This window comes from Noviherbaspirillum agri, from assembly GCF_054780595.1.
The window spans coordinates 491,101-509,176 of sequence record NZ_BAAGWA010000004.1 but is presented as its reverse complement, the minus strand read 5'-3'; the positions used below and the strand labels follow the sequence as shown (position 1 = coordinate 509,176).

Below are 18,076 nucleotides of genomic sequence, written 5' to 3'. Positions count from 1 at the left end.
CAGTCCCGCGAGAGGAGGCGTGGAGTTCTAAAACGCGTAGGTGGCAGAAAGGTAGGTGTTCCAGCGTGCTGAATGGAAGCCTTCTGGTTTGTATAGTGGCGTTGCCAGCGTGAGATCGAACTGCAGGCGTTTCCATCTGCCACGCAGGCCGCCTGCCAGTCCCGCCAGCTTGTCACCGACCAGATTGATATCGCTTGGTCCCCAAACACGGCCGAAATCAATGGCGACAAACGCCACGGAGTCGACTCCTTCGATGAGGCGCACGGGCGTCGACAAGTCATTCCTGAGAACGTAGCCGTTCTCTGCAAGGAGCACGCTGTCTCCATCAAAGCCTCGCACAGTAAAGCGATCACCGATGCTGATCTGGTCTACGGAGAGCGTCTGGTCACGGGTGTGCTGAGCCCGAAGGCTTGCGCTGAACTGCACGGGCATGCCGCCCGCATTGAACGGTTGCTGATAAGCGGCTGTTACCTGCCAGATCTTCGGACGAAGCGTCAGGCCGCCGTCGGCTGCGGTAGGCAGGTCATCTTGCGCACCTCTCCAAGGCATCCCGCGGCGGTAGCTCGCCTCGAGGTCAATGGCGGCATTACCAAGTAATTGCTTGTAAGTGACGCCAGTGGTGAAACCCGTTGTGCGTCGACGCTGCACCACCAATTCGACATCATCAAGGAAGCTTGATGCACGACGCGTGGAGAGTGCGGCGAACAGCCCTGTCTTCGCCGCACTGGTGCGCAGCATCGTGCGATGCCAGCGGAGTTCTGCCGACTCGCTTCTGCCACTTGAGAGAAAGCGGACTGTCGTCCCTTGGACGACCTGTGCGAAACGGCTGTTGCTCTTGCTGAAGGTGAACGTGTTATAGCCCCATGGCAGGCTGTAGTTGAGCGAGGCGCTCTGCGTGCGATGCGAACGGTCGACGCTTTCCACGTTGGTATTCGCGGACACGGAGAGAATGTCGTTCAGCCCGAATGGGTTATCCAACGACAGGTAACCAGAAAACTGCGCGCGGCCCAAGGTCTTGCTTCCGGAGTCATCCAGCGTCGCACCGCCACGCAGCCTGTCTGTCAATGTGCCGGACTGACGCAATATCCTCACATTGCTGGTGTCTGGCTCTGCACCTGGTTCAAGTTCGGTTGCCACGGCCTGGCTCGGCAGCCGTTTCATTTGTTCGACACCTTGCTCCAGGTCGCGTACGTTGAGAATGTCGCCGGAGCCAACAGGAAAGGCGGTCCTCCACGTGCCCCATGCATCGTCTTCGGTACTCGCCGCGCCGGCCTTGTAAAGATTCACCTGCGCCACGCGTCCTGCGTGCAACCTGAACGTCAGAACGCCATCCTTGAGATTTTGCTGGGGGAGAGAGACTTTGCTGGTGACATACCCCCATTCGATCAGCTTTGCGTCAAGCGTTGCAGCGATCTGGCGCAATCCAATGACGCCGATGCAGCGATCCAGGTATGGCGCCGTGGTGGCCGAAAGCCAGCGAAATAAACCGGCATCAGGGCCGTTTAAGCGAATCTCGGAAATAACGAAACACGGGGACTCGGTCGGTAGTTCGTCAGGGACAGTGACGCCCTGCTCGCGATTCAGCACATCGCTCTTTGGCTGGCCGCGGAGTTGAAGCTCCCGGGCACGGTCTTCCTGACGACGAAGCCCTTCTTCTGCCGACTGAGCGGGTGGAAGACTGGATGGGGCAATTGCAGTCTGTGCAAGCGAGTCGTTCCAGAGGCAGAGGCTGACCACGGCGGAACCAATCCAGGCGCCAACCATTCGGGGAAAACGGCGCGGTTGTCGCTTGCGAAAAGTGCCGTGGCTCGGGCGTGTGAGGGTGAACACCTCAAGGCGAGGACGTTTCTTAAATGCCATGGAGCGACTCCGGTACCAGCGTGTGTCTGGATTCCAGCGAAAAAAGGAGCAGACGTGTTTTCAGTTCGCCTGCGTCAACAGGCCGGGTTGTTGCGCTAGTCGGGGAAAACAGCTGTTGAGGATAGCGAAGGGAGAATTCATGCCCGACGTGTATGTCGGATTACTTCTTACACGAGACACCCACTATCAACATCAGCAGTTGCTTATTGAGCGACTAGGCGCGACGTACACAAGCGGGGCGAAGTGTAGTGAGGGGTTTGATAAATATCAACAAACAAAGATTTATGTAGAATATTTCTTCATTGTAATTTTCAGAATTTTTCTTTTTATTCAATGACTAAGGTGTCTTAGCTGTTCCACACTGCTCGTCTCTTGAGTTGTAAATTAGTCACATCAACGGAAAAGAAACGGCGGAAGCGTCGAGCGTACTAATTTGCTTCGGGCGGCATCCTAGTTCGCTCCTGATATTTGAGGCCGCAAGAAATTACATGGCGACGCCATTTAGAAAAACGGCATCGCACCTAAGCGGAATGGGAGGCAAAAGAGGAAAAAAGGCTTACAGCGCCCCTATCAAATAACACGGATGGCAACCCGATGGAGCACGAAGGAGGGAACCGCACCTCGGAACGCAACTCATCAGAGTTGATGCAAGATGGAATCAGTGCAACCCCGACCGATCCGGCTCCGCCGGCGTTGAAATATTCTCCAGCGTCCGGTCCACCTGCGCCGAATGCTTTGTCGCAAGATCACCCAGTGAGACGATGCCAATCAATTGCTGCGTGTTGTGATCGATGACCGGAACGCGACGGATCTGGCTGTCGCTCATCTGCTGCATGACCTCGTCGACTTCCTGGTCGTCGAAGCACCAGCGGATCTGGTCGGTCATGACGTCCTCCACCTTTGCTTCGTCCGGCCCCTTGCCTGCCGCGGTTGCGCGCACCGTGATGTCGCGATCGGTGACGATGCCGATCAGCTTCTGTCCGTCGCATACCGGCAGGGAGCCGACGTTCAGCTCGTCCATCATTGCTGCGGCACGCCGGATGGTTTCCTGCGGCGACACGCTCTGTACATCTCTGGTCATGACATCTGCGATTGTTTGCATCACCTTCTCCTTTTGCCTGAGAACAAAAGCGCCAGCTCCTTGTTGAAGGGGCCGGCGCAAACGAGGTGAAACCAGTCTAGTACAAACTGCGCACAAGAAAAGGTGCGCAGCAGTCAGCGCGACGCAGAAATGCGTGAATGTGGAATGTTGGAAATATTGGAGACGGCGCTATCTGCACTATCAGCGCAGCAAGCGGCCGTCCTTGCCGAGCACGGTAATCTCGACGAAGCGCGATCCGATGCGGTTCTCCGGCGAGAAGCGTACTGTAAATCCGCCGGTATCGAATTCATTGAGGGTTTCGAGTGCCCGGATGACTTTCTCCCGCGTGAGGTTGGGACCTGCTCGGCGCAATCCTTCAACGAGTACCTTGGCCCCCACGAATTCCTCGAAGCTGGTGTAAGACAGTTCGCTGCCTGGCGGCGCAAACCGCTTCATCGCCAGTTGGTATTCCTTTGCAATGGCAGCGGCCGTAGTAAACGGATAAGGCATCACTTGGGCGATGCCGAGGCCGCGCGCGTGATTGGCGCCGATCTGCCGGACGATATCCTTGGGATTGACTACCGAGATATTGACCAGCTGCGCAACGGTAGATACCGAGCGGATCTCCTTGGTGAAGGCCGCCGTACTCTTGTTCACAGAGATCATTACCACTGCCTGCGGATTGGCGGCTGCAATCGCTTTCACCGCCTCGGCGACGTTATCGGTGTTCTTCTCGTAGGCGCCGGTGCCGACAATTTCCAGGTTGTGTCTCTTCAGCGCTGCTTCCACGCCGGCGAGCCCCGCCTTGCCGAACGGGTCATCCTGGTACATCACGCCGATGCGCTTCATGTTCAGCATCACCAGCTGGTTGACGATACCCTCCGCCTCGTCGGCATAGCCGGCACGGATGTGGAAGATGTAAGGATTGAAGGGCGTGCGCAGTACTTCGCCACCGGTATAGGGCGCTACCAGTGCGATATTGGCTTTTTCCAGCACCTTTTGATTCAGCAGCTCGGCAATATTGCCCGTTCCCGCAAAACCGATCAGCGCAATCGCGCCATCCTTGTCGATGACTTCCTTGGTAAGACGGACGGTTTCCTCGACCTTGTAACCGTCGTCCTTGACGACGTGCCGGATCTTCCGTCCATTGATACCGCCCTGTGCATTGACTGAGTCAAAGTAGACCTTGGCGCCAAGCACCATGTCCTTGCCGGTCTCGGCAAGCACGCCACTCAAGGGCGCCACCTGCCCGATCACGATGTCGTCAGCGCTCCACGCGCCAAACGCAAAAGATGCTGCGATACATCCTACTGCTGTGCGTAACCATCCAAGTGCTTTCATGGTGCCTCCTCCACTGTTCTAATGATCGGCGCATTCATTGCCTGCGATGCCGGCTTGCGCTTCTTACTTGTAGATTCCATGAACTCGCCCACCGCGCTGCGGCAGAGGGCGAGCAGTGAGACGGCAGAGCTAGACTATCCCTCCACCGTTTTCACAATAGGCGCCTGCACTGCCGGCGATGCCGGCTTGCGCATCTTCTTTACGAACTCCATCAGCTCCCCCACGATGCCCCGACGGAACGCCAGCACGCAGACGATGAAGATGAAGCCGGTGACGATCGTGACCGATTCACCGATCGAGCGGAACCATTCGATCGTCGTCAGCTCCGCCATCCAGTTGCCGAAGTCGCCCAGCTTGTTCTCCAGCGCAATGATCACCACTGCCCCGACGATCGGACCGGTCAAGGTGCCCAGGCCGCCGACCAGCGTCATCAACACCACCAGCCCGGACATGCTCCAGTGCACGTCGGTCAGCGTCTCGAAGCCCAACACGACCGTCTTCGTCGCACCGGCCAGGCCGGCGAGCGAGGCCGACAGCACGAACGCCAGGAGCTTGTACTTGTCGACGTCGTAGCCGAGCGAGATCGCGCGCGGCTCGTTTTCCTTGACCGCCTTCAACACCTGCCCGAACGGCGAATGCACGGTGCGCACGATCAAGGCAAAGCCCGCCACGCAGATCGCCAGCACCACGTAGTACAAGGTCAGGTCATTGCCGAGGTCGACCACGCCGAGCAGCTTGCCGCGCGGCACGCCCTGCAGACCATCCTCGCCGCCGGTGGCCGGCACCTGCAGGCACACGAAGTACAGCATCTGTGCCAGCGCCAGGGTGATCATCGTGAAGTAGATGCCCTGCCGGCGGATTGCCAGCAAGCCCATCACCAGGCCGATGACGGCGGCGGCAATGATGCCGGCGACCAGTCCCAGCTCGAACGGCAGCCCCCACACCTTCAGGGCATGGCCGGCGACATAGCCGGCGCCGCCGAAGAAGGCGGCGTGGCCGAACGACAGCAGGCCGGTGAAGCCGATCAAGAGGTTGAAGGCGCACGCAAACAGCGCAAAGCACAGCACCTTCATCAGGAACACCGGGTACATATAGAACGGCAAGGCCAGCGCCGCGGCCAGCGCGATGGCATATCCGACTTTCTTGTTCATTTCCAACTCCTTATTTCTCTTTACCGAACAAGCCGGCCGGACGGATCATCAGCACGATCGCCATGATGATGAACACCACGGTGGCTGACAATTCCGGATAGAACACACGCGTGAGACCTTCGATCACGCCGAGGCCCAGGCCGGTGATGATCGAGCCCATGATCGAGCCCATGCCGCCGATCACGACCACCGCGAACACGACGATGATCAGGTTGGACCCCATCAGCGGCGACACCTGGATCACCGGCGCGGCCAAAACGCCGGCAAACGCGGCCAGCGCGACACCGAAGCCGTAGGTCAGCGTGACCATCAGCGGCACGTTGATGCCGAACGCTTCGACCAGCTTCGGGTTTTCGGTGCCGGCCCGCAGGTAGGCGCCGAGCTTGGTCTTTTCGATCACGAACCAGGTCGCAAAGCACACGATCAGCGACGCGACGACGACCCACGCGCGGTATTTCGGCAGGATCATGAAGCCGAGGTTGAACGCGCCGCCCAGTGCTTCCGGCACCGAGTACGGCTGGCCGGACACGCCGTAGAACGAGCGGAACAGGCCCTCCAGCATCAGCGTGATGCCGAAGGTCAACAGCAGCCCGTACAGGTGGTCGAGCTTGTACAGCCAGCGCAGCATGGATTTCTCGATAATGATGCCGAAGATGCCGACCAGGATCGGTGCCAGCAGCAGCATCACCCAGTAATTGATTTCAAAGTAATTCAGGCCCATCCATGCGAGGAACGCGCCCATCATGTACAGCGCGCCATGCGCGAAATTGATCACGTTGAGCAGGCCGAAAATGACCGCCAGCCCCAGCGACAGCATCGCGTAGAACGAGCCGTTGACCAGGCCTAACAGCAGCTGGCTCAACATTGCTTGCAAAGGTATGCCAAAGATTTCCATAACTACTTACCAAAGTAAGGCCACATTCCATGCGGCGCTAAATTGCGGGACTGAGAGCAGGACCGATCGGCGATGCGCAGCAGCACGAAACTGCTGCACATCGCCGGACCGATACATCAACCGGGATTCAGCAAAGCCCGGCCTTCCGGCTTCAGGAAATTACTTCCAGAGCGCGCACTTGGTTTCGGCCTTGGTCATGTACGCCTGGTCACCCGGGATCGTCTGCACGACCTTGTAGTAGTCCCATGGGTACTTGGATTCGCTCGGCTTCTTCACTTCCATCAGGTACATGTCGTGCACCATGCGCCCGTCCGGACGGACCACGCCGTTCTTGGTGAACATGTCGTTGATCTTGGTGGACTTCAGCTTAGCCATGACCTTGTCCGCATCATCCGTGCCGGTGGCCTTGACGGCGTTCAGGTACTGATATGCCGCGGAATAGTCAGCTGCCTGCAGCATCGACGGCATCTTCTTCATCTTCTCGAAGTAGCGCTTGGACCACTTGCGGGTGTCGTCATTCATGTCCCAGTACCAGCCGTCGGTCAGGTACATGCCCTGCGTCAGGTTCAGGCCGAGGGAGTGGATGTCGTTGATGAACATCAGCAGGCCGGCCAGCTTCATCGACTGGGTGATGCCGAACTCGTTGGCTGCCTTGATGGTGTTGATCGTGTCGCCACCGGCGTTGGCCATGCCGAGGATCTTCGCTTTGGAGGATTGTGCCTGCAACAGGAACGAGGAGAAGTCGGAAGCCGACAGCGGATGCTTGACCGCACCCATCACCTTGCCGCCGCTCGCCTTCACGACGTCTGCCGTGTCCTTCTCGAGCGAAGCGCCGAATGCATAGTCAGCCGTCAGGAAGAACCACTCCTTGCCGCCCTGCTTGGTGATCGCGCCGCCGGTGCCGCGTGCCAGTGCCACGGTGTCGTAGGCATAGTGCACGGTGTACGGGGTGCACTCTTCATTGGTCAGGCGGGAAGTACCTGCACCGATGGACACGAACACTTTCTTCTTCTCTGCAGCGACTTTCGCCATCGCCAGGCTGGCGCCGGAGTTGGTGCCGCCGATCAGCATGTCCAGGCCTTGCTGGTCGATCCATTCACGTGCCTTGGAAGCAGCGATGTCCGCCTTGTTCTGGTGGTCAGCAACCACGAACTCGATCTTCTTGCCGTTGATGGCGCCGCCCATGTCGGCAATTGCCATCTTCACCGCTTCTGCACCGCCCGGACCGTCAACGTCGGCGTACACGCCGGACATGTCGGTGATCAGGCCGATACGGATCACATCACCGGAAACCTGTGCGGATGCCGAGGCGGAAAAACCGATGCCGAAGGCTGCGGTAACTGCGAGTGCGAGTGCGTTTGCTTTGAGTTTCATTGCTTCTCCTCTTTTATATGTGGAATTCATTCAGATGTGGTTCAAACGCCCAACAGCTCGTTCAATACCGGCATCTTGGATTCCAGTTCCGATGCAGCGAAGGACTCAACAATCTGTCCATGCTCCATCACGTAAAACCGATCCGCCAATGGCGCAGCGAAGCGGAAATTCTGTTCCACCATCACGATGGTGTAGCCCTTGGCCTTGAGCGTGGTGATCATGCGGGCAAGTGCCTGCACGATGACCGGTGCGAGGCCTTCCGAGATCTCGTCCAGCAGCAACAGGCGTGCGCCAGTGCGCAGGATGCGCGCTACTGCCAGCATCTGCTGCTCACCACCCGACAGGCGCGTACCCTGGCTGCTGCGGCGCTCCTTCAGGTTCGGGAAGAGGTCGTAGATTTCGTCGATCGACATCCCCTTGTCGGTCTTCGAAACGAACGGCGGCAGCATCAGGTTTTCTTCCGTCGACAGCGACGAGAAAATGCCGCGCTCTTCCGGGCAGTAGCCGACGCCGAGGTGCGCGACCTTGTAGGTCGGACGGTCGATGGATTCCACGCCGTTGATCTTGATCGAGCCCGTGCGTGTGCCGGTCAGCCCCATGATCGCGCGCAGCGTCGTCGTGCGTCCTGCGCCATTGCGACCGAGCAGCGTCACCACCTCACCCGGCTTTACCACGAGGTTGACGTCATGCAGGATGTGCGACTCGCCGTACCATGCCTTCAGGTTCTTGATTTCCAGTGCTGCTGTTGCCATTAGTGCGCTCCCTGCAATTCGCCGCTGGTCGTGCCCATGTAGGCTTCCATCACCTGCGGGTTTTTCGATACTTCTTCGTAGCTTCCTTCTGCCAACAGCGCGCCGCGCTGCAGCACGGAGATGGTGTCGCAAATGCCGGACACCACGCTCATGTTGTGCTCGACCATCAGGATGGTGCGGCCAGCCGACACCTTCTTGATCAGTTCGGTCACGCGATGCACGTCTTCATGACCCATGCCCTGTGTCGGCTCGTCGAGCAGCATCAGCTCCGGTTCCATCGCGAGCGTCGTCGCGATTTCCAGCGCGCGCTTGCGGCCGTAAGGCAAGTCCACCGTCATCGTGTTGGCAAAGCTTTCCAGGTCCACTTCGGCGAGCAGCTCGATCGCACGGTTGTTGAGCTGGTTCAGCGTGCGCTCGCTCTTCCAGAAATGGTAGGAAGTGCCGAGTTGGCGCTGCAGCCCGATGCGCACGTTTTCCAGCACCGTCAGGTGCGGGAACACTGCGGAAATCTGGAACGAACGGATCACGCCGCGATGCGCGATCTGTTCCGGTTTCAGTGCGGTGATGTCATTGCCGTTGTAGTAAATTGCGCCCTTCGTCGGCGTGAGGAACTTCGTCAACAGGTTGAAGAAGGTCGTCTTTCCGGCGCCGTTCGGGCCGATCAATGCATGGATCGAGCCACGCTTGACCTTGAAATTGACGTCATTCACCGCGATGAATCCCTTGAAACCCTTGGTCAGGTTTCTCGTCTCCAGTATTACTTCGCTTGCCATCCGTTTTCTCCAGTGTTGCTGGTTGCTTGTTGCGCTTTTCGCCGATTTTCGACGGTGTGCAGAACGCGCCTCTGCTGCGCTTTCCGCCTGAGCGGAAAGCGCCCTTCTATTTACTTCAACCCTGCTGCATTACTCCGTGTTGCTTACTCCGGGATCATCGCCGTGTTGTTCGAGAACGTGATCCGGTCCCCGGATGCCGGCATAGTGAGGATCGGCGGCAGGTTTGCGCTGGTCAGTGCTGGTGCCGCGCCCGGTGTGCCTCCGCGCGGTACCGTGCGGATCACCTGGCTCGGCGGCAGTGCCGCGCCATTCTTCAAGTGGGCATACATCAGGTTCATCGCCTGGATGTGATACGCATGAATCGGAATCAACCGCGTGTCATAACCTGGAAAGCCAAGGAACGCATCGAAATGCTGCGCGTTCGTGATTTCCACATACGAGAGCTTGCTTGCACCACCTTCTGCAAACTTGTTGGCAGCGAAGTAGGCCCGCGAGTTGTGGTTAACCGGGATCAGCGTGTCGTTGCGGCCATGCACGATGATGGCCGGCTTGCCGCGCAGATTGGCGCTACGCAGCACATCCTCCATCCCTGCACGCACGCGCCGTGAGTCCGCTGCAGCTTTCCCGGTCAACCGTGCGCCGGTCGTGATGTCGATGCCCAGTGCTAGATTGCGCAGGCAGATCGCGCCGTCGATGTTGTAATCCATCGCGTTGGTGGAAGGCGAGACGGAGAACGCATCGGCAACGGGACCACCCACGGCATTGTTGTTCACGAGCCCGAGGCCGCCGCTCGGCGTGCCGTTCGCCGTGGCGAACAGTTGCGCGTCCTGCACCGCGGACAGCGTCGTGATCGCACCGGTTGCCGCCGTCGGCGCAAAACTGTAACCGCACACGTTGTCCGTGACGCTGAACTTGCCGTACATATTGGCGTAGAACGGCGCGAGAATGGCGAAGGTCCCGTAATGCGATGCATGCAGCAGGTCGGAGTCAGCCTCCCATCCTGCATCGCGCAGCTTCTGCAGCGATTCATTTGCCTGTTCCAGCTGGGTGCTGCCGGCCAACAGCCCTTTCGCTTTCAGTGCGGTGCAGCGGTTGGCTGCCAGCACTGGATTGACCAGTACTGCCAAAGGCGACGCTGCCAAGGATGGCGACAACGCCGCACACGCCTGATACAGGTTTGCTGTCGTGATCGTATCGAACAGGTGCTTGCCTGCGCCGCTCACTGCCGCGTTTCCACGCTTGATGGACAGTGCCGGGTTCAATGCAACTTCCGCCACCGGCTCGGATACCGCGACACCATCGATCAGCCCCTTCCTGTCCTGCTCGGCTGCAAGCAGCGCCGCGCCGCCACCGTTGGACGCGCTGGAAGCAATGACGATGGTGTTGGCCGGCGTTATGGTGACCTGGCGTTTACCGTTCTTGGAAGTGTCGCCGAATTTTTCGTTGAGCACATAGAACGCAAACTCGACTGCCTGCAAGGTGTATTTGCCCCAGTCGCGTTCGGAATTTTGCTGCGAGTGCGCCTGCTTGATTGCAAAACGGTTGGGGAAGGCAGCGTTGAACGCGGCCCGCTCCCGGCCCTTGAGCTGGGCGGTGAAATTCGACGCCTTGCCTGCCGCATCGGCATTGGCTCGCGTGCCGTTCATCAGGTTGACGGTATCGGACTGCAGATCGTGGAAACCGATGCCGCTGCCCTTGTCGCTGTAGGCAACCGCGCAACGCTGCTTCAGCCCCCAGTCCCCTGCCGTGCCGATCGCACCATACACGCCGCGCGAACCCGACGATGTCGCGGTCACGATGCACGGATTGAATTTGTCAAAGTTGGCCGGCACCTGCACCATCAAGGTCACATTGACCCGGCCGCTGCCGTCATCTGCGTAGGCGATGTATTCATCGCCGGCGATCTTGCCGTCGCCAAGCACCGCATTGCCACTGTTGTCGACGTTGGGCCCGAACAGGCGTCCATAGCCACCGTTCGTGGTGACGTCGACCAGTGCGCGGTAGTTGGAGTGAATCGTATTGCGGCGCAACTCGGCCGCAGTGGGATTTGCGGGATCGGCATATGCAGGCGCCGCCCCCTGGATGCCCGTCCATCCAAGACCCGCCGTCAGCAGGTCATCGTTGACGCCGTCGTAGCTTGCCTTCTGTATCGGGCCGAGAAAATCCGGCTTGCGATTGATTTCGTCAGCCACAGCCCCGCCGTGCACCGCGAGCAGGCCCGCGGACACGACAAATGTAATGCACAAAGTTTTACGTGTTGCCATGTTGTCTCGCTCCTTGAAATTTCCGGTTGTCGCCAGCCGGTCAATCGATGATTTTTTCTTATGGAACTACGTACTACAGCATCACTACTACTTGAAACAAAACGCTACAGGGTCATGCCACCGCAAACTTCAATGACGGCGCCATTGATATAGCTCGCCTCATCGGATGCCAGGAAAGCAAACGTATTCGCAATCTCTTCCGGCTTGCCCAACCGCCCCAACGGCACCCGCTCTTCCATCATCCGGATCACTTTTTCCGGGATGTCCTTGATGATCGTCGTCTCGATGAATCCCGGGCATACGGCGTTAACGCGGATGCCGTACTTGCCCAGTTCGCGCGCCCAGGTTTTCGCCATGCCGATCACACCGAACTTGCTTGCGGCATAGTTGGTCTGGCCGAAATTTCCGTAGATGCCGACGATCGACGATGCATTGAGGATCACGCCCGATTTCCGCTCGATCATCGCGTCCACAACTGCACGGGTGCAGTTGAAGGTACCCTTCAGGTTGACGTCGATCACGCGGTCAAACTGCTCGTCGGTCATCTTCTTCAACTGCGCGTCAGCGACGATTCCCGCGTTATTTACCAGCACGTCAATCTGTCCGAACGTCGTCAGGGCGCCGTTCACCATCGCCTCGATGCTGTCAGGCTTCGTCACGTCCACCTTGAAGCCGAGGGCCTGCCCATCCTGCAGACGGATTTCCGCAACGGTCTCTGCCACTGCATCATCAAGATCACAAACAACGAGCTTTGCGCCTTCCTTGGCAAACTTGAGCGCAGTTGCCTTGCCAATTCCCCTGCTTGCGCCGGTAATGAGAGCTACCTTGTTTGTGAGTCGCACTTTTTCTCTCCGCTGTGTTCTTGTATCGAAGGTCCGGCACCATCAAAAGCATGGCAACACACTTGCCTTCGCGATCAGTGTTGCTACTGCAATCGCCATGCCAGCGCACGCAAGTCTTTGAATTAAAAGGAAAAGATAGAAAAAAAAGGAAAACAGAAAGGATCTTGGAGCGACGCCACGGAAGAAATGTGTCTACAAACCATACACTCGCAGCTTATATCTTGTTATGTCGTTGAATAATAACGCCTTTGCGATATGTACAGGATTCGGACAGGTGTCCATTAATTGGACAACAGCTTGAAATCAACAATCTTTTGATAGAGCGTTGCCCGGGATATTCCCAACTGCCGCGCCGCCAGCGCCTTGTTTCCGGCGCTGCTCTCGAGTGCCGCCTGAATCAAGTTCTTCTCCACCTCTGCCACAGCCTCGGCGAGCGGCCGGATGGATGCCTGACCGGCGCGCGCGTCGGCCGCAGGCGTCTGCACCATGGACGGTTTCTTGTCCTCTTCCGGAAGTATCGAGGCAAAGTCTTCCGCCGACAGCGCAATGCTGTCCGTCACCATGCCTGCCTGCTCCAACGCGTTACGGAGCTCGCGCACATTGCCCGGCCAGCTGTACGACGCGAGGAAAGCCCGGGCTGACGGTGTGAGTTCGCGTTGCGGCATGCCGGTGCGGGTTGCAATCTGTTCGAGCAGGTGCTCACACAAGGCATCGAGGTCCGCAATACGCTCGCGCAATGGCGGCAGCACGATCGGAAGCACGTTCAACCTGTAGTACAGATCAGAGCGGAATTTTCCATCCGCAACCAGCTGTTTCAGGTCGTGGCTCGTCGCGGCAATGACACGCACGTCCACCTTCGTGATCCGGTTGGAACCAAGCGGCTCGATCTCCTGTTCCTGCAAAACGCGAAGCAGTTTTGCCTGCACCTGCAATGGCATGTCTCCCACTTCATCGAGGAACAGCGTGCCCCCATCGGCGATCTTGAACTTGCCGTCGCGCCCCTTGCGGTCAGCACCGGTATAGGCACCGGGCGCCACACCAAAAAACTCTGCCTCGAGCAGCGACTCCGGCACGGCAGCGATATTGACGCCCACAAAAGGACGACCGGCGCGGCCGGACGCCGCATGAATGCCATGCGCGAGCAGCTCCTTGCCGGTGCCCGTCTCACCCAGCAGCAGCACTGTCGTATCGAGTTGCGCCGCACGCCGCGCACGATGTTTGAGCTCAAGCGAGGCCGGACTCACTCCAATGAAACTGGAGATCGAATACTTGGTATGGCGCAGCTGCGCGAGTTCTTTCTGGGTGTTCGCCAGCGCCCATTGCAGCTCCGCGAACTTGGACACCAGGGGCTTGAGCCGTTGCAGCCGGTCGTACAGAGCAAAACCGAGTGCACCGACCACGCGGCCGGAATCGTCCTTCAACGGGATACGCATGACGACCAGCGGCTGGTCGCGAATCATCATGATATCGAGCAGGATAGGCTTACCGGTCTGTACGACTTCCCGCATGCGGCTGTTGGGAATGACCTCTTCCACCGCCTTGCCCAGCGCAGCGTCCGGTCCCTCCTTGAGCCCGAGGAAGGCGGCATATTTGTCATTCATCCAGGCGATGCGCCCCTGGTCGTCAACCGCCATCGTTCCTTCGCAGGAATCGTCAAAGAGATCCAGCAAGGACTGCATGCCCACCTGCAGAAATTTGTCCACATCCCACGACGAACCGACAGACGTTTTCATATCATCTCCACCATGTTCTGTGACGCCGAAGAGTATTCGGCGCATTTATTCTGGGTTCCGTGCAATACAGCGGTTCCGGTCCGGTGCTGGCAAAAGCCGGAATGAGAGCCGTTGCTGGCCAATGCCCCGAGCAAGAGGTGCACTGACCAGATGACTCATGCAGCGGGCGTCAGGCCAGGGCAGAACGCAAATTCGCGTGATGTCCTGGCATTTGCAACGCGTTCGCGAGACGGCGGAGTGCCTGTTTCGGCATTATGCGAGGGCGCCCACATTCAGGACTCTCGCATGGGGAATTGCGTGAACGCCGCGTGTCCGACCCGCCTCTGTACACAAAATCAAGCATCCTCACGCATGCAAGACTGCCAATGCCATTTGGGCGGATTATAGATGCAAGCCTGAAGCAGCGTGCATCCGTGGTTTCCACTATTGGCAGAACGGGAAAGTTAAAAATTCTGGCAAGGCGCATCTGGATTACACCATAGGCTGGGCGCGTGGAGCATCGCAGAATCAGGCCGATAGTGACGGGCGCCATTTTTCAGGAGCGCACACATGCAGAAGCGGTGACAGCACGCCCTAACCTGCGCATGAGAGACGCTCTGGCCGAAAACACAAAAAAAGCCGCTGGAAAGCGGCTTTATCAGAAATCCGAGAGCGCCGATCGCGTCGGCGTCATCATGACGATCGCTTCAGAAGATCCAGGATCTCGGACAGTTCATTGCGGATTGCGACCGTATTGACCTCGAGCGGTGGCAGGCCGGCAGTCAGGTCGTCTTCCCCATTGCCATTCGCCATGCGACTGTCGAGCTTGTTTCGCGCGCCGCTGATCGTAAATCCCTGCTCGTACAACAATTCACGGATACGACGAATCAACAGCACCTCGTGATGCTGGTAATAACGCCTGTTCCCGCGCCGCTTCACCGGTTTCAACTGCGTAAACTCCTGCTCCCAGTAACGCAGTACGTGCGGCTTTACGCCGCAAAGGTCGCTGACCTCGCCAATCGTGAAGTAGCGCTTTGCCGGAATCGGCGGCAAAACGACAGCATCGGATTTGACTGGACGCTCGGCCATGGCTTAGATCAGGCGACGCGAGCAAGTGGCTTCTGGCTGGCGACTTCCACCATGCCTTTCAGCTTCTGGCTCGCATGGAAGGTCACCACGCGACGCGCGGTGATCGGAATTTCTTCTCCGGTCTTTGGATTGCGACCGGGACGCTGAGGCTTGTCACGCAGCTGGAAATTGCCGAATCCGGAGAGCTTCACTGCTTCGCCACGCTCCAGCGCATTGCGGATCTCGTCGAAAAATGTCTCGACCATATCCTTCGCTTCGCGCTTGTTCAGGCCGACTTGCTCAAAAAGCAATTCTGCCAGCTCGGCCTTCGTCAGTGTCGGCAGGTCTTTTTCAGCCTGCGTACGCGCCTGCGCCTCCTGCATCGCACGATCGAGATCGGCGGCCAACACGGATTGAAATTCGGCTGAGTTCACGTCATTCATAGTCGTTGTGGTCCCTGCATGCACCTACACTTCACGCACGCAGTTTGGCGCCATGTTTTTTCTCGACGCATGCGACAAATGCAGCCATTGCGGCATCCACTTTGTCGTCTTGCAGAGTAGTCTGAGTATCTTGCAATGTGAAACGGAAAGCAAGGCTTTTTTCGTCATTTTCCAGCCCCTTGCCACGATATTCATCAAATAAAACAATGGCTTGCATGATAGCACAGGCGGGATTCGCTTGCCGTTCGGCAATGAAAGCGTCCATCAAATCCTGCATCGGCACAGATTGTTTGACAACCACAGCGATGTCGCGCGTAACTGCCGGGAACTTCGAAATTTCGCGGTAAACCGGCACTTCTCGCTTTTGCAACGCAGCCGCATCCACCTCAAAAACAACCGGCGCAAGCGGAAGGTCATACTTTTGCTGCCAGCGCGGGTGCAATTCCCCGATAAAGCCGACGACCTTGCCGTCAACAAGAATCTGCGCCGAACGGCCCGGATGCAGCGCCGGGTGCTCAGCCTTGACAAACTGCAAAGCCACGGGGGCGAACAGCGCTTCAAGGTCAGCCTTTACGTCAAAATAGTCGACATTGCGCGTCGCCTGTCCCCACTGCTCATCCGCCACTGGACCATACGCGATAGCCGCAACGCGCTTGGGCTGGTCGTAGCCCGCGACCGACAACGGCCCGTCCTGAATGCTGGAGCTGCGCAGGAACACCGCGCCGACTTCGAACAGGCGCACGCGATTGAGCTTGCGATTGAGGTTGTAGCGCACATTGGCCACCAGGCTTGCAACCAGCGATGAACGCATGACACCCATCTGGCTTGCAATCGGGTTCAGCAAACGGATCGGATTGGTATTTGAAGCAAAATCCGCTTCCCACGCCTCCTCGACGAAGCTGAAGTTCACAACTTCCTGATAGTCCGCATCCGCGAGCTGCCGGCGGATGGCAAACAAAGAGCGCGAATTCTCCGGTGCGAGGCGCATCATGTTCGGTGCCACCGGCGGCAGCGCCGGAATATTCTCGAAGCCGTAGACGCGCGCGATCTCCTCGATCAGATCTTCCTCGATTTCGATGTCGAAGCGGAAGGACGGCGGTACGACCGTAAACGTACCTTCCCCTTGCGTGAACTCGAGTCCGAGGCGCGTGAAGATATCGGCAATCTGTGGATCGCTGATCGACACACCGATCACTTTCACCGCACGTGCAGTGCGGACGGTCACCGGCTTGCGCTCGGGCAGATTAATGACGTGGTCGTCCACCGGTCCGACCTGTGTTTCCTTGCCGCCGCAGATCTCCACAATCAATGCAGTAATGCGCTCGATATGCTCGACCGTGGTGGCGTAGTCGACCCCGCGCTCGAATCGATGCGCTGCATCTGTCGAAAAATTGTAACGACGTGCCCGCCCCTGAATCGCCTGCGGCCACCAGAATGCCGCCTCAAGATAGATGTTGGTTGTATCAAGAGATACAGCAGTGGAATCACCGCCCATGATACCGGCCAGTGATTCGATTTCCTTGTTGTCTGCAATGACACCGACCCAGTCGTCCACCTCGACGGTATTTCCGTTCAACAACTTGAGCGACTCGCCCGCCTTGCCCCAGCGCACATCCAGGCCACCATGGATCTTGTCCAGATCGAACACATGGGTCGGACGCCCCAACTCGAGCATGACATAGTTTGAAATATCCACCAGCGCAGAAATCGGGCGCTGACCGCTGCGCTCCAAGCGCCGCTTCATCCAGTCCGGCGTCTGAGCACGCGCATTTACACCACGAATGATCCGGCCCGAAAAACGGCCGCACAAGTCAGGCGCGGAAACCTTGACCGGCAATTTTTCCTGCGAATTGACTGTAACTGCCTTGAATGTCGGTGCCTTCAGAGGCACTCCGGTCAGCGCGGCAACTTCGCGAGCAACGCCCAGCACCGACAGGCAGTCCGCCTTGTTCGGCGTGAGTTTGATCGTAAACTTCAGGTCATTCAACTGGTAATAATCGCGGAAGTTCTGGCCCACCGGCGCGTCTTCCGGCAGGTCGAGCAAACCGCTATGCTCATCCGACAGCTTCAGTTCGCGCGCGGAGCACAGCATTCCCTGCGATTCGACACCACGCAACTTCCCGACCTTGATTTCAAATGGCTTGCCGTCCTCGCCCGGAGGGAGCTTCGCCCCGGCCAACGCACATGCCACCTTCATACCGGCGCGCACGTTTGGCGCACCACAAACGATGTTGAGCAAGGTGCCCGTACCGGCATCGACCTGGCACACGTTAAGGCGATCGGCATTCGGATGCTTGGCGACCTCCACAACTTTCGCCACGACGACGTTCGAAAATGGCGGAGCGACGGGTTCGACCTCTTCCACCTCTAGCCCCGACATCGTCAACAGGTGCGACAACTCGTCCGAAGTCATCTTCGGATCAACCAGGGTACGGAGCCAGCTCTCGGAGAATTGCATAGTAAAGACCTTCAGCCACAGAATCCACAAAGGCAGCCTTTCCTGCAGGAGCAGCCGCCTCA

The 18,076-nt window shown here is 58.2% G+C and carries 14 protein-coding genes; all 14 read right to left on the bottom strand.

All coding sequences use genetic code 11. The annotated features are described in order from the left end of the window. Nucleotides 1-27: 27 nt before the first annotated feature. The 14 genes from ACYVIA_RS10500 to pheT all read right to left on the bottom strand — a co-directional run bounded on the left by ACYVIA_RS10500 (nt 28) and on the right by pheT (nt 18,014). A complete protein-coding gene (locus ACYVIA_RS10500; RefSeq protein ID WP_460840503.1) occupies nt 28-1,860 on the bottom strand; it encodes a ShlB/FhaC/HecB family hemolysin secretion/activation protein in 1,833 nt (610 codons plus the stop codon). 658 nt (nt 1,861-2,518) lie between these two features. Next, nucleotides 2,519-2,962, bottom strand: a complete 444-nt coding sequence (locus ACYVIA_RS10495) for a CBS domain-containing protein (RefSeq protein ID WP_460840501.1) — start codon at nt 2,960-2,962, stop codon at nt 2,519-2,521. Nucleotides 2,963-3,142: 180 nt separating this feature from the next. Further along, nucleotides 3,143-4,282: an ABC transporter substrate-binding protein gene (locus ACYVIA_RS10490; protein WP_460840499.1), complete on the bottom strand. Its 1,140-nt coding sequence runs from the start codon at nt 4,280-4,282 to the stop codon at nt 3,143-3,145. Nucleotides 4,283-4,416: 134 nt separating this feature from the next. Continuing rightward, nucleotides 4,417-5,433, bottom strand: coding sequence for a branched-chain amino acid ABC transporter permease (locus ACYVIA_RS10485; RefSeq protein ID WP_460840497.1), 1,017 nt, complete (start codon nt 5,431-5,433; stop codon nt 4,417-4,419). Between the two features lie 10 nt (nt 5,434-5,443). Next, nucleotides 5,444-6,328, bottom strand: coding sequence for a branched-chain amino acid ABC transporter permease (locus ACYVIA_RS10480; RefSeq protein WP_460840495.1), 885 nt, complete (start codon nt 6,326-6,328; stop codon nt 5,444-5,446). Nucleotides 6,329-6,487: 159 nt separating this feature from the next. Next, nucleotides 6,488-7,702 carry an ABC transporter substrate-binding protein gene (locus tag ACYVIA_RS10475; protein ID WP_460840493.1) on the bottom strand — a complete coding sequence of 405 codons (1,215 nt, stop codon included), beginning with the start codon at nt 7,700-7,702 and terminating at the stop codon, nt 6,488-6,490. A gap of 41 nt (nt 7,703-7,743) precedes the next feature. After that, entirely contained in the window at nt 7,744-8,454 is a 711-nt protein-coding gene (locus tag ACYVIA_RS10470) for an ABC transporter ATP-binding protein (RefSeq protein WP_460840491.1), read from the bottom strand. Then, nucleotides 8,454-9,227 (bottom strand): ABC transporter ATP-binding protein, encoded by a 774-nt coding sequence (locus tag ACYVIA_RS10465; protein ID WP_460840489.1) that lies wholly within the window; start codon nt 9,225-9,227, stop codon nt 8,454-8,456. The genes ACYVIA_RS10470 and ACYVIA_RS10465 overlap by 1 nt, the downstream gene beginning before the upstream one ends. A gap of 143 nt (nt 9,228-9,370) precedes the next feature. Beyond that, nucleotides 9,371-11,491, bottom strand: a complete 2,121-nt coding sequence (locus ACYVIA_RS10460) for a D-(-)-3-hydroxybutyrate oligomer hydrolase (RefSeq protein ID WP_460840487.1) — start codon at nt 11,489-11,491, stop codon at nt 9,371-9,373. 104 nt (nt 11,492-11,595) lie between these two features. Next, the gene (fabG, locus tag ACYVIA_RS10455; RefSeq protein ID WP_460840486.1) at nt 11,596-12,333 is read right to left on the bottom strand and encodes a 3-oxoacyl-ACP reductase FabG; all 738 of its coding nucleotides are present in this window, start codon (nt 12,331-12,333) and stop codon (nt 11,596-11,598) included. Between the two features lie 281 nt (nt 12,334-12,614). Next, nucleotides 12,615-14,066, bottom strand: coding sequence for a sigma-54 interaction domain-containing protein (locus tag ACYVIA_RS10450; RefSeq protein ID WP_460840483.1), 1,452 nt, complete (start codon nt 14,064-14,066; stop codon nt 12,615-12,617). Between the two features lie 672 nt (nt 14,067-14,738). Beyond that, the gene (locus ACYVIA_RS10445; RefSeq protein ID WP_460840482.1) at nt 14,739-15,134 is read right to left on the bottom strand and encodes a MerR family transcriptional regulator; all 396 of its coding nucleotides are present in this window, start codon (nt 15,132-15,134) and stop codon (nt 14,739-14,741) included. A gap of 8 nt (nt 15,135-15,142) precedes the next feature. Then, nucleotides 15,143-15,556, bottom strand: a complete 414-nt coding sequence (locus ACYVIA_RS10440) for an integration host factor subunit alpha (RefSeq protein WP_460840480.1) — start codon at nt 15,554-15,556, stop codon at nt 15,143-15,145. A 31-nt stretch (nt 15,557-15,587) separates the two neighbouring features. Then, nucleotides 15,588-18,014, bottom strand: coding sequence for a phenylalanine--tRNA ligase subunit beta (gene pheT, locus ACYVIA_RS10435; RefSeq protein ID WP_460840478.1), 2,427 nt, complete (start codon nt 18,012-18,014; stop codon nt 15,588-15,590). Nucleotides 18,015-18,076 lie beyond the last annotated feature (62 nt).